This is a genomic window from Thomasclavelia ramosa DSM 1402 (assembly GCF_014131695.1).
Lineage (GTDB): Bacteria > Bacillota_I > Bacilli_A > Erysipelotrichales > Coprobacillaceae > Thomasclavelia > Thomasclavelia ramosa.
This window is the reverse complement of sequence record NZ_CP036346.1, coordinates 3,206,579-3,220,270: the sequence shown is the minus strand read 5'-3', so window position 1 is coordinate 3,220,270 and position 13,692 is coordinate 3,206,579. Positions and strand designations below refer to the sequence as shown.

11 protein-coding genes are annotated in these 13,692 nt (G+C 32.6%); all 11 read left to right on the top strand.

From position 1 onward, the window contains the following. Positions 1–61: 61 nt before the first annotated feature. The 11 genes from EYR00_RS15365 to kdpC all read left to right on the top strand — a co-directional run bounded on the left by EYR00_RS15365 (position 62) and on the right by kdpC (position 13,625). On the top strand, positions 62–868 hold the full coding sequence (locus EYR00_RS15365; protein ID WP_003535573.1) for a helix-turn-helix domain-containing protein: 807 nt from the start codon (positions 62–64) through the stop codon (positions 866–868). A gap of 29 nt (positions 869–897) precedes the next feature. Continuing rightward, positions 898–1,161 (top strand): DUF3795 domain-containing protein, encoded by a 264-nt coding sequence (locus EYR00_RS15360; protein WP_009008832.1) that lies wholly within the window; start codon positions 898–900, stop codon positions 1,159–1,161. Continuing rightward, positions 1,158–1,625: a VOC family protein gene (locus EYR00_RS15355; RefSeq protein ID WP_003535581.1), complete on the top strand. Its 468-nt coding sequence runs from the start codon at positions 1,158–1,160 to the stop codon at positions 1,623–1,625. The genes EYR00_RS15360 and EYR00_RS15355 overlap by 4 nt, the downstream gene beginning before the upstream one ends. Before the next feature lie 111 nt (positions 1,626–1,736). Further along, positions 1,737–2,531, top strand: coding sequence for a helix-turn-helix domain-containing protein (locus tag EYR00_RS15350; RefSeq protein WP_003535582.1), 795 nt, complete (start codon positions 1,737–1,739; stop codon positions 2,529–2,531). Positions 2,532–2,908: 377 nt separating this feature from the next. Next, entirely contained in the window at positions 2,909–6,358 is a 3,450-nt protein-coding gene (locus tag EYR00_RS15345; protein ID WP_003535583.1) for a choice-of-anchor I family protein, read from the top strand. Positions 6,359–6,696: 338 nt separating this feature from the next. Next, positions 6,697–7,518: a transporter substrate-binding domain-containing protein gene (locus EYR00_RS15340; protein WP_003535584.1), complete on the top strand. Its 822-nt coding sequence runs from the start codon at positions 6,697–6,699 to the stop codon at positions 7,516–7,518. Between the two features lie 2 nt (positions 7,519–7,520). After that, complete coding sequence (locus EYR00_RS15335) at positions 7,521–8,225, top strand: amino acid ABC transporter permease (RefSeq protein WP_003535585.1); 705 nt, start codon at positions 7,521–7,523, stop codon at positions 8,223–8,225. A gap of 16 nt (positions 8,226–8,241) precedes the next feature. Next, complete coding sequence (locus EYR00_RS15330; protein ID WP_003535586.1) at positions 8,242–8,976, top strand: amino acid ABC transporter ATP-binding protein; 735 nt, start codon at positions 8,242–8,244, stop codon at positions 8,974–8,976. A gap of 208 nt (positions 8,977–9,184) precedes the next feature. Beyond that, positions 9,185–10,918 carry a potassium-transporting ATPase subunit KdpA gene (kdpA, locus tag EYR00_RS15325; RefSeq protein ID WP_003535594.1) on the top strand — a complete coding sequence of 578 codons (1,734 nt, stop codon included), beginning with the start codon at positions 9,185–9,187 and terminating at the stop codon, positions 10,916–10,918. Between the two features lie 15 nt (positions 10,919–10,933). Continuing rightward, positions 10,934–13,006 (top strand): potassium-transporting ATPase subunit KdpB, encoded by a 2,073-nt coding sequence (kdpB, locus tag EYR00_RS15320; protein WP_003535596.1) that lies wholly within the window; start codon positions 10,934–10,936, stop codon positions 13,004–13,006. Between the two features lie 13 nt (positions 13,007–13,019). Then, entirely contained in the window at positions 13,020–13,625 is a 606-nt protein-coding gene (gene kdpC, locus EYR00_RS15315) for a potassium-transporting ATPase subunit KdpC (RefSeq protein WP_003535598.1), read from the top strand. Positions 13,626–13,692: the final 67 nt, after the last annotated feature.

Sequence of the window (13,692 nt, the reverse complement as noted above, 5' to 3'; positions counted from 1 at the left end):
TGCCAATATTATACTGAGTATATAAAATAATGCAGGTAATTTAATATAAAGAGGTAATTTAATGAAGAATTTCGATTATAAGGGAAGTTATATTAATAAAACAAATCATCATATTTATATTGCTCCTACTGAAGAATTAAAAGATATTATTGCTCATTATACAATTACTTTTCCTAGTGAAGTTCCCGCCTCATCAAAATTATTTCATATTATTCCTGATGCTAGTGGCTGTTTTATTTTTCAGGGACGCTCTCGAAGAGATTTTTGGGGTCCAATGAGTGAAATCGTGGTTTTAGAAAATGATTTGCAAAAAGCCCCAGCTCGTTTCTTTGTAGAATTTAGACCAGGAGGATTGTATCAAATTAGTGGTTTACATCAAAAAAAACTTGTAAATCAGCGTCAGCAATTGAGATATTTAGATGTGCAGCTTGATGAAGAGTTAGCATTACTTTATCAATCATGTAAAGATTATGAACAGTTGATCAAAGCTTTTAATAAATATTTTACGGGAAAAAGAAAAGTTAATTTATTACCAGCTCGTTTGATTAGAGCTAAAGAAATTATTGATCAGGATCACGGAAATGTTAGTTTAGAAAAGGTAGCTAGTGATTGTCACCTTTCTTCACGACAATTATTACGTGATTTTCATAATTACATAGGCTTGAGTGGTAAGGAATATGCTAAGGTAGTAAGATTTAATTATTTATTAAAGCAAATAGAAGAAGATGATTTTTTATCTTTAGCATTGCAAGGGGGCTATTTTGATCAGGCTCATTTTAACAAAGTGTTTAAGCAGATTACAAAAACAACTCCTAAGAAATATTTATCGAACTTGGCGGATTTTTACAATGAAATATATAAGTTCTAAGTTATAATTTGCTTAGGATGGTGATGAAAATGATTGAATCGAGATGTGGAATTATATGTAGTGAATGTGAGTTTAAAAGCAAGATTGGGTGTGCTGGATGTATTAATATCGAACATCCTTTTTGGGGTGAAATTTGTCCGGTTAAATCGTGCGTAGAAACAAAAGAATTAAATCATTGTGGTGAATGTGAAGATTTTCCATGCAAATTGGCTAAATCGTATGCTTATGACGAAAAACAAGGGGATCAGGGAAAACGTTTAGAACAATGCAGATGTTGGGGTAAAATCAAATGAAATTAGAAGCAACTGTCTTAGCAGTCAAAAATCTCGAAGTTTCTAAACAGTTCTATATGCAATTGTTTGATCAAAAAATAATTTTAGATCATGGTTTAAATATTACTTTTGATGGTGGTTTTGCTTTACAAAAAGATTTTGCCTGGCTCGTTGATGTCCCTAGTGATTGGGTTTGTGATAAAGCTTGTAATATGGAATTATATTTTGAAGTTGATGATTTTGATAAATTTATAAAAAAGTTGGAGACATATCCAAATATTAAATATGTTCACCCAATCAAAAAATATAATTGGCAACAGCGGGTAGTACGAATCTTTGATCCCGATAATCATATGATTGAAATTGGTGAAGCAATGGATGTAGTAATTACAAATCTATTATTGGCTAAAAAAGATATAGATGAAGTAAGTAGAATTACACAATATCCTATTGACTATGTAAGGAATATTTTCAATAAGTTGTAGGTTGACTACAACTTTTTTTATAGATCAAGGATTCTAGTGAGGTAAACAGTCCGTCGATAGTAAAATTATAACTTTTATGTTAGGATTAGGACGTAGAAGGGAAGTAATTTTATGGATAATAAAGAAATTGGGATACGAATTTTATCAGCTCGTAAAAATCTTGGGTATACTCAAAAACAATTAGGAAATTTAATCAATGTAAGTGATAAAGCTGTATCAAAATGGGAACGTGGAATCGGGTGTCCCGATATCTCATTATTATTACCGTTAAGTGAGGCTTTAAAGATGAGTATTGATGAATTGATTGGTGGTACTGTAGTTGATAAAAGTGAGAAAAAGACAGTTCAAAATCTAATCAATTATACAAAGATAAAAGCAATTGAAAACAAGGAGAGAATCATTAAGATCAGTTATCTTTTTATCACAATCGTAATGATGATTGGAATCTTTGTACCATGTTTATGTAATTATTACCTAAATCATAGTTTCACGTGGTCAATAATAAGTAGTGCAGCAATTATTTATGCTTGGATAATTTTAACAGTTTTAGTTCAAGCTAAAGAAAATGTTGTTATTAAAGCTATTATTGTAGCCAGTATAGGGGTAATTCCACTGCTTTATGTAGTTTCAGTTCAGGTGTATTCATTAGACTGGTTTTTACATGAAGCTTTGGTTATTGCTTTGTTTACTAATTTGTATGTATATATAGTCATATGGATATGGGTAAAAACAACGCTGAATATTTGGTATAAGATTGGTTTATGTATCTATTTATTAAATATTACTAATATTCCTGCCAACTACATATCTGGTGTCAATTTATTTTCGATGATTATGAATTTAGCTTTAAATATGATTGTCGGAACAATTATTATTATGGTTGGCTATACGAGAAAGCATAATTAAGATGTTTATAAATCAAAAATTGAAAAAAATTATCAAAAACAATAAAAAACTTGATTCAATTAATTTATTTGAATAAAGAAGGACCCCTGTAAAAGACCAAAGTATCAATAATTATTAGGAAAATATTGATCATGATTAGTACTCTAATAATGATACTTAATAGAACAATTGGTTTTAGTCTTGCTATTATGGGAATAATTCAAATTTTTGTAGCAATGATGCTATGAAAACAAAGGTAGACTATTTCTAACTGGAAATAGTTTTTTATTTACAAAATCTTATTTTAAAATTTACAAAATAGAAATAGTTAGAAATTGACGGCTATGATAAATTTACTTAGTACACTACGTACAAATATGTAATTAGGGGAAAAGTATATGAAAAAAGTAAATAATCGAATTATTAAAGGGGTCCTGTGTTTAGTAACATTATCGACAATGTTGATTGGTCAAAATAACATTTTGACTAAAGGTTATGCCCAAGATACTTATAGTGAGGTTGCAGGTGAAAGCCATACTGGTTCATTTAGTGTGGATAGTTTAACACTTCAGCCAGGGGCAACAACAACATCAATCAATCTAAATTGGTATGCACCAGCAGGAACGACGGTAGCAAAAATTCAGTTTGGTGATCAAACTTATGATGTAACAGCCAAACCATTGACTTCGCCAACCGAAATAAAAAGTGATAAATATACTGATACTGGAAAATTAGTATGTAAAACGACAATCAGTAATTTAAAACCAGATACTAAGTATACTTATTATATTTCAAATGATGGGGGAACAACTTGGTCAAAGGAATATAATTATACAACTCCATCAAGCAATGAATTTACTTTTGGTTTTACAAGCGATCCACAAATAAAGGAAAACAAGGAAATTAATTCTGAAGGTTGGAACCCAAGTGATGAAACAAATCAAACCGGTTGGGCAACTATGATGGAAACTTTAGAAAAACAAGGTGTTGACTTAGTAGTGTCAGCAGGGGATCAAGTTGAAGATCAAAACTGGGGAAAATCAAGCGAGTATGAGGCTTTTTTTGCACCAGAAGAAATGGCATCAATTCCATATGCTCCAGCTGTTGGAAATCATGATAGACACTATATGTTCGCAGATCATTTTAATTTACCAAATCAAATGGAATCATTAACTGAAGTTAAAACAACGTTTAGAGGACAAAATAGTGGAACTAGTCAAAGTCACGGAAATTATATTCAGGCTACTGAAAATGAAATTAAAAATAATGCAGCTTCTAATGGGGTGACACCAAATAGTGATGGTCAATATGATTTTAGTGAACGCCGTGATATGGAAACTCAAGGAAACTATTACTATTTATATAATAATGTTTTATTTGTCACTTTAAATACTAGTGCTTATCCTGGGGGAAATGACGAAGAAAATGCAAACAATCCTAATGTTTCAAGTGCCTCTAGAGATAATTCAGAGGCAGAAGCAATCGTCAATAATTTTGCTCAAACATTAAAGAGTGCAACTAGTGAATACCAAAATCAATATCAATGGATTATAGTCACTCATCATAAATCTACTCAAACAGTTGCTAAACATGCAGCAGATAGTGATATTGAAAACTATGTTGATGCAGGATTTGAAAAACTTATGGATGAGTATAATGTGGATTTTGTCTTAGGCGGACATGATCATGTTTATTCACGTAGCTATGTTTTAAAAGATGGGCAAAGAAATAGTGAAAGATTAGATACACTTAATAATCCTCAAGGAACAATTTATATTACGGGGAACTGTTGTTCAGATATGCAATATTATACACCGTTTGAAACATTAGATAAAAATAATAATGCTGATTATCCAATCTTAGCTAATGGTAAAAGTGGCTCTGCGGCTTACCTAGAAGGAGATTCATTACCAGTTGGAAATCAAGAATGGAATCAAGAGTATAGTCCTAGTTATGCAGTATTTAATGTTGAAAATAATCGAATATCGGTAAAGGTTTATAATCTTGCTGGTGATCAAACTAATCCTGATAGTAAAGAAATCGATGCGTTTACTGTTACTAAAAATAGTGACGGTGGTGAAAAAACAACTGGTTATGAAAACAATTCAGCATTATTAGCGCTAGAACAGTCAGCTCGTTATGATTCAGGAACAACTAACAGTGATGGGGGAGTAACTGAAATAGTTGATTATAACACAGTGACAGGATGGGCTTATGCTGTTAATGGACAATCTGGAAATTTAACAGCAATTGCCCTAAAAAATATCGAAAATAAGGATAAAATAGACTTATTGGACGGTAATGACATTGATATTAGTTCGTTAGTACAAAGTGCTGATTTTACATATGGTGATATGACATCAGTAGCAGTTAGTCATGATGGAACCTCATTGGCTGTTGCGATTCAAGGTAAGGAGACTAATGCTAATGGTAGAGTAGCTTTATTTGATTGTAATCAAGATGGAACAATAACTTTAAAGCAATTGTTCGAAGTAGGTGTTCAACCAGATATGGTTGTCTTTACTAATGATGATGGACAAATTTTAACAGCTAACGAAGGAGAACCTCGGGACGGGTATACTGGAGCGGTTGATCCAAAAGGTAGTATAAGCGTTATTAATACCAAAACAAACAAAGCAAAAACTGTTGACTTCACAGCTTTTGATAGTCAACGAGATGCATTAATAGAAAAAGGAATTGTTTTGAAAAAAGGTGTTTTGCCATCAACAGATTTAGAACCAGAATATATTGCAGTTAGTGATTCTAAAGCATATATTACATTACAAGAAGCTAATGCGATTGCTAAATTAGATTTAAATAGTCTTGAAATAGAAGATATTTATTCAGTAGGATTTGAAGATTATAGTAAAATTGCAATTGATATTGATAAAAAAGATGAAAAATATAATGCACAAACATATGATTCTTTAAAAGGAATTCGGATGCCTGATGCTATTTCTGTTTACACGGTTGATGGAATCGATTATTTAATAACTGCTAATGAAGGAGATAGTCGTGACTGGAATGGTTATTCAAATGAAATAGAGGTAAATTTTGGTAAAGGAAAAACTTCACCAACTGGTAAAATAACGGCTGATAACAGTGGTTTAACTGGTAAGGTCACGTTCTTCGATACTAGTGATTATGATGGTCTTAATAATGAAAATGATTATTTATTTGGGGGAAGATCATCAACAATTTTTAAAGCTGATGAGCAGTCATTACAAGAAATTTATACAACAGGAAATGATTTTGAAGTCAAAACTGCAGCATATTTGCCAAATAATTTTAACTGTTCTAATGATGATGCTACAATAGATGATCGTTCTGGTAAAAAAGGTCCTGAAGCAGAAGCTGTGACAATTGGTCAAATCGAAGATAAAACATTTGCTTTTATTGGATTAGAGAGAATTGGCGGTATAATGGTTTATGACATTACGAATCCAGAAAAAACAGAATTTGTTAATTATATTAATTCTCGTGATTTTAGCACAGATATTGGTGGTGATGATTCACCTGAAGGAATTCATTTTATTGCAGGTAATGATAGTATTACAGGGAAACCACAATTAGTTGTTGCTTATGAAGTATCTGGGACAGTGGGAGTTTACGATCTGACTTTGCAAAAAAATAGTGATCAATCAGGCGATGATAAAACTGATAATCCATCACAAGAACCAACGGTTGAAGAAACAAATAATAGTTCTAACACAAATACAAATAACAAAAATCATTCTGTAAATACGGGTGATGCCAGCAACATTGCGATTACAATAATTTCTTTAATTAGTACAATTGTTCTAATAACGATTTTAATGAAAAAGGATAAAGTTTTAGCAGAGGATTAATCTATAATAAAATTAATATTATAAAAAAGAATTGGTTTTGAAATCCAATTCTTTTTTGTCGTTGTAAAAAGCCACTGAGAAAATAAAGGAGTTGGCTACATATTTAAATAAATCATCAATAATACATTATTCTACTAAAAAAGCATATGTTCATTAATAAATGTTAATTAGAAAGAATTTAATTTGTTCTTTATTTATGTCTTTTTAATATTTTAAAACAACTCTTTAATCCTATATTAATTATTAGCATGCTAGACTTTTAATAGCTAGAGGAGGATAAAATAATGGTTTAACTTATTTCAATATTTAATATTAAAAAGAAAGGAATAAACGATAAAATGAAGAAAATATTAGCTTTTTTATTAATAGCTTTATTAATTAGTGGCTGTGAGAGTAATAGTGGGAATAAGAGTATTGATGAAGGTGATGTATTTGTAGTTGGAATGGAGTGTAATTATCTACCGTTTAACTGGCAGACAAATACACAAAGTGATACCGCAGTTGAATTAGAAGGCAGTGGTTACGCTGATGGCTATGATGTTTATATCGCAAAGGAAATAGCAGAAAGTCTTGATAAAAAACTGGTTATAAAAAAATTAGCATGGAATGGTTTGCAACCTGCACTTGAATCAGGCGAAATAGATGCCATTATTGCAGGAATGACAGCTGATGAAGAGCGTGAAAAAGGAATAGATTTTACAACACCATATTATCAATCTGAAATGGTTATGATCGTACGGGGTGATGATGCTAGTAAAAATTATACTGATATTCAACAATTTTCTGGTAAAACGATCGTAGGACAGATGTCAACAAGTTATGATACAGTAATTGATCAAATTAATGGAGTTGATCATGCTACACCTAAACAATCTTATCCTGAAATGCTGGTTGCTTTACAAAGTGGTGAAGTCGATGGAATTACTGCGGAATTACCTGTGGCCCAAGGAATTTTAGAAACAAATCAAGATCTAGCGATTGTTAGATTTGAACAAAATAAAGGGTTTAAAGTAGATACCGCAGTTTCAATAGGTTTAAAAGAGGGTAGTCGAAACAGTACTTTATTTAAAAAAGTACAAAAATGCATTGATAATATTTCATCAGAAAAAAGAAATGAAATGATGGGTAAATATAGTAGTAGTCAGCCTAAAGGAGAATAATCATGTTTGATTTTGATAAATCATTTACGATTTTTTTAGATAACTTTGATTTATTTTGGTATGGAACGAAAATAACAATTATTTTGGCATTAGTTGGAACAATAGCGGGTTTAATAATTGGACTGCTATTTGGAGCGATTCGTGCAACAACGATAGATATTAAAGATAAAAAGATTATTGTACTAATAAAAAAAGCATTAAAAATAATTTCAGAAATTTATATTTGGTTTTTTAGAGGAACTCCAATGCTGGTTCAAGCTATGTTTTTTTATCATGGATTGCGACCTTTTTTTCAATGGAATGCACTTACTGCCGGAATTATGATCATTTCTATTAATACTGGAGCATACATGGCAGAAATAGTTCGTTCAGGAATTCAATCTGTTGATCGTGGGCAAAGTGAAGGAGCGTTATCATTAGGAATGACAAGGGTTCAAACTATGAAGTATATTATATTACCGCAAGCAATTAGAAATTCATTTCCCGCAATTGGGAATCAATTCATTATTAATATTAAAGATAGTTCAATGCTAAATGTGATTGGGGTTGTAGAATTATTTTTCCAATCTAGCAGTATTGCTGGATCAACAATGTCATATTCAGCGACCTTCTTAATAACATGCCTGGTTTATTTGTGCTTAACCTCAATTGCGACAATTTTATTAAATATAATTGAAAAAAGAATAAATAATCCAATATTAAGATAAAGTGAGGAAATTATTTATGAGTGATAATATTATTACTATTAAACATTTAAAAAAACATTATCAAGCCCTGCCGGTACTTCTAGATATTAATTTAGAGGTTAATCGAGGCGATGTAATTAGTATCATTGGAGCAAGTGGTAGTGGTAAATCAACTTTTTTAAGATGTCTTAATTTATTAGAGATTCCTGATCATGGTGAGATATTGTATTGTAATAAAAATATTTTAAAAGAAGAACTTAATCTTAATAAATATCGTAGTGATGTTGGAATGATTTTTCAAAGCTTTAATTTATTTAATAATCTTACAGTTTTAGAAAATTGTGTTATAGGGCAAATGAAAGTACTAAATCGCAATCGTGAAGAAGCTGAAGAAAAAGCTTTATTATATCTACAAAAAGTTGGTATGGCTGAGTTTGCGAAAAAGAGCAGTACACAACTTTCTGGGGGCCAAAAACAGCGGGTTGCAATTGCAAGAGCTTTATGTATGGAACCACAGGTACTTTTATTTGATGAACCAACAAGTGCACTAGATCCTCAGATGGTAGGAGATATCTTAAAAATCATTAAACATTTAGCGTTAAAAGGTATGACTATGATTATTGTGACTCATGAAATGCAGTTTGCGCGTGATGTTTCGAATAAAGTTATATTTATGCATAATGGAATTATTGAAGAAGCAGGAACACCAGAGCAAATATTTGAGCATCCTCGAAGTATGGGAATGATTCAATTTTTATCACGGCAATATTAGAGAACTTAATTAGTTCTCTTTTTAATAGATATTAATACTATCTTAATATCTTTAATATTTAACTTAACGCTACATTAATTTTATTCATGCTAAACTCATCGTGTAAAAGGAGGACACTTATGAATGTAATCGTAGGAGTGATTGGGGTAATCGGTGTTGCAATATTAGGTTACCTTACAGTGATATTAATTAAGGGGGATAAACAGTAATGGATATTTTTGTCAAATATCTAGGATATCTAATCGTTCTTGTTGTTTTAGCAGTACCGTTAGGTTTTTACATTAATAAAGTCATGAACGGTAAAAAAGTTTTTTTATCAAGAATTTTAGAACCATGTGAAAATTTCATTTATCGAGTTTTACATGTAAAAAAAGATGAAGAGATGTCTTGGAAGAAGTATTTAGTAAGTGTATTAATATTTAGTGGATTTGGATTAGTATTTGTCTTTTTATTACAAATGCTGCAAGGAGTTTTGCCGGGTAATCCTGCAAAGGTTGAAGGAACAACATGGGACCTTGCGTTAAATACAGCAATAAGTTTTGTTACTAACACTAACTGGCAAGCTTATAGTGGTGAAAGTGGATTAAGTTATTTAACACAATCGTTAGGTTTAACGGTTCAAAACTTTGTTTCTGCAGGAACAGGACTAGCAGTTTTATATGCATTGATTAGAGGCTTTACAAGAATTAAGGCTAAAGGCTTAGGAAATTTTTGGGTTGATTTAACAAGATCTGTAATCTATGTCTTAATGCCGCTATCAGTTGTCTTATCAATTATTTTAGTGAGTCAAGGTGTAACTCAAAGTATTGATGAGTATCAAACTGTTAAATTGGCCGAACCAATTGTTTTAGAAGATGGTACTGAAATTACAGAACAGACAGTACCTTTAGGACCTGCGGCCAGTCAGATTGCAATCAAGCAATTAGGTACTAATGGTGGTGGTTTCTATGGCGTTAACTCAGCCCATCCATTGGAAAATCCAACTGGATTAAGTAATTTAGTAGAAGTTGTATCAATATTATTGATTCCTGCGGCTCTTTGTTTTTCATTTGGCAAGGGAATTAAAGATAGTCGTCAAGGTATTGCTATCTTTGTCGCAATGGGAATTATGCTGGTAGCAGCACTTGGAAGTATTGCTGTTAGTGAGCAGATGGCAACTCCACAATTAGAACAAAATGGAATTGTCGATATTAGTAACCATGACCAAGCTGGCGGAAATATGGAAGGTAAAGAATCGCGTTTTGGAATTGTTGGATCATCAACTTGGGCCGCTTTTACAACAGCAGCATCAAATGGTTCAGTCAATTCAATGCATGATAGTTATACACCATTAGGCGGAATGGTAACAATGTTATTAATGCAGTTAGGTGAAGTAATTTTTGGTGGTGTTGGCTGTGGTTTATATGGAATGTTAGGATTTGTTATTTTAGCTGTATTTATGGCTGGATTAATGGTTGGACGAACCCCAGAATATTTAGGTAAGAAGATTGAGCCTTATGAGATGAAATGGGCCGTAGTTGTTTGTTTAGCAACACCTGTAGCTATTCTTGTAGGTAGTGGGATTGCTTCCCTAGTTCCTCAAGTTGCGGATAGTTTAAATAACAGCGGTGCACACGGTTTTTCAGAATTGTTATATGCTTATTCTTCAGCAGGTGGTAATAATGGTTCAGCTTTTGCTGGTTTTGCAGCGAATACACCATTTATTAACGTAACACTTGGATTGGTTATGTTATTTGTTAGATTTATTCCAATTTTAGGTATTTTGGCTATTGCTGGCAGCATGGTACAAAAGAAAAAAGTGGCTGTTACTGCGGGTACATTATCAACTTGTTCACCACTATTTGTCTTTTTATTAGTATTCGTAGTGTTATTAGTTGGAGCACTAAGTTTCTTTCCGGCTTTAGCTCTAGGACCAATTGCAGAATTTTTTGGAATGTTTTAATCGGGGGATAAATATATGAAAACAGAAACAAAGAGTGCTTTAATGGATAAACAAATGGTCATTCGTGCTATTAAAGATTCTTTTTATAAATTAGCGCCTAAGACGCAAGCAAAGAATCCCGTAATGTTATTAGTATATATTTCAGCTATTTTAACGACGGCTTTGTTTGTTATTTCGTTATTTGGGATTAAAGATGCAAATTCTGGATTTACTCTAGGAATAGCAGTAATTTTATGGTTTACAGTGCTGTTTGCTAATTTTGCAGAAGCGATTGCTGAAGGACGCGGAAAAGCGCAGGCAGATTCATTGCGAGCAGCTAAGAAAGATGTTGAAGCTTATAAGATTCCAAGCATTGATCAAAAAGATATAGTTGAAATTGTATCATCAGCAACGCTAACAAAAGGTGATATCGTACTTGTTAAAGCAGGACAACAAATTCCTGGTGATGGTGAAGTTATTGATGGTGTAGCTTCAGTTGATGAAAGTGCAATAACTGGAGAGTCAGCACCGGTTATCCGTGAAAGCGGTGGTGATCGAAGTGCAGTAACCGGTGGGACTACAGTTTTATCAGATTGGATCGTTGTTCAAATTTCAAGTGAACCTGGAGAAAGTTTCTTAGATAAGATGATTTCCATGGTTGAAGGTGCCAACCGAAAAAAAACACCAAACGAAATGGCCTTACAAATTTTCCTTGTAGCCCTTTCAATTATCTTTGTTTTAGTAACTATGGCACTTTACGCATATTCAGCTTTTGGAGCTAAACAAGCAGGGATGGATAATCCTTCTTCGGTGACAGTATTAGTAGCTTTACTAGTATGTTTAGCACCAACAACAATCGGAGCACTGTTATCAGCAATTGGGATAGCTGGAATGTCTCGATTAAATCAAGCTAATGTACTCGCCATGAGTGGTCGGGCAATTGAAGCAGCCGGTGATGTTGATACCTTATTACTTGATAAAACAGGAACAATCACACTGGGTAATCGTCAAGCTAGTGCATTTATTCCCGTAGATGGGGTAACGAGCGAAGAGTTGGCTGATGCTGCTCAATTGGCTTCATTAGCTGACGAAACTCCTGAAGGACGTAGTATTGTTGTTCTTGCAAAAGAACAATTTAATCTTCGGGGACGAAGTATTAATCAAATGCATATGGAATTTGTACCATTCAGTGCAAAAACGAGAATGAGTGGTGTTAATTATCAAGGTAATGAAATTCGTAAAGGTGCAGCTGATACAATTAAAAAATATGTAACAGAAAACGGACATATATATAGTGATGAGTGTGAAAAGGTAGTTACTGAGATTGCTAATCTTGGAGGAACACCATTAGTTGTAACTAAAAATAAAAAGGTTTTAGGAGTAATTCATCTTAAAGATATTATTAAACAAGGGGTTAAAGAAAAGTTTGCTGATCTTCGTAAAATGGGAATTAAAACGGTTATGATAACCGGTGATAATCCTTTAACAGCAGCTGCAATTGCAGCTGAAGCTGGAGTTGATGATTTTTTAGCTGAAGCTACGCCAGAAGGCAAATTAGAAATGATTCGAGAACTTCAAGCTAAAGGTCACCTCGTTGCAATGACTGGTGATGGAACTAATGATGCTCCAGCTTTGGCTCAAGCAGATGTTGCAGTAGCAATGAATACAGGTACTCAGGCAGCTAAAGAAGCTGGAAATATGGTTGACTTAGATTCTTCACCAACTAAATTGATTGATATTGTTCGTATTGGGAAACAATTATTAATGACAAGAGGAAGTTTAACAACTTTTTCAATTGCTAACGACGTAGCTAAATACTTTGCAATTATTCCTGTACTATTCATTACTTTATATCCGGGATTAGATGCTTTGAATATTATGGGATTACACAGTAAGGATAGTGCGATTTTCTCAGCAATCATCTATAATGCATTAATTATTATTGCGTTGATTCCATTAGCTTTAAAAGGAGTAAAATATCGTGAAGTGTCAGCTGGTAAGTTATTATCAAGAAATTTATTAGTATATGGATTAGGTGGAATTATTGCTCCCTTTATTTGTATTAAAATTATTGATGTAATTATTGTTGCTTTGCATATTGTATCGTAGGAGGAGAAGTTTAATGAAACATCTTAAAACAAGCGTTCTACCCGCTTTAAAAATATTTCTGATCTTTACAGTTGTTTGTGGAGTTATTTATACTGCTGCTATTACTGGTTTTGCTCAAATTGTTTTTCCTGACAAAGCAAATGGAAGCATTATTGAAGTAGATGGAAAAAAATATGGTAGTGAATTATTAGGTCAACAATTTATCGATGATACTCATATGTGGGGTAGAATCATGATAATTGATGGTGAAACTTTCACAAATAAAGATGGTGAAAAGACAATGTATGGTCTAGCATCTAACAGTTCTCCTGCTAGTGAAGATTATGAAAAGGTTATTGCTGAAAGGGTTGCAATGATTGAGGCTGCAAATCCGGAGCAGAAAGGTAAACAAATACCTGTTGATCTAGTAACTGTATCTGGTTCTGGACTTGATCCACATATTTCTCTAGCAGCTGCGGAATATCAGATTCCACGTTTAGTAAGAACAACAGGAAAGAGTGAAGCTGAAATTAGAAAGATTATTGATAAATATACTGATCATGGATTTCTTGGTTATTTTGGAGAAACAACAGTAAATGTCCTTAAAGTCAATTTGGCTCTTGATGGCATTTTGAAATAAAAATAAGTGTCTGTCATTATGATAGGCACTTATTTTAACAAAGCAATCTTAATACTTTTTTAATATC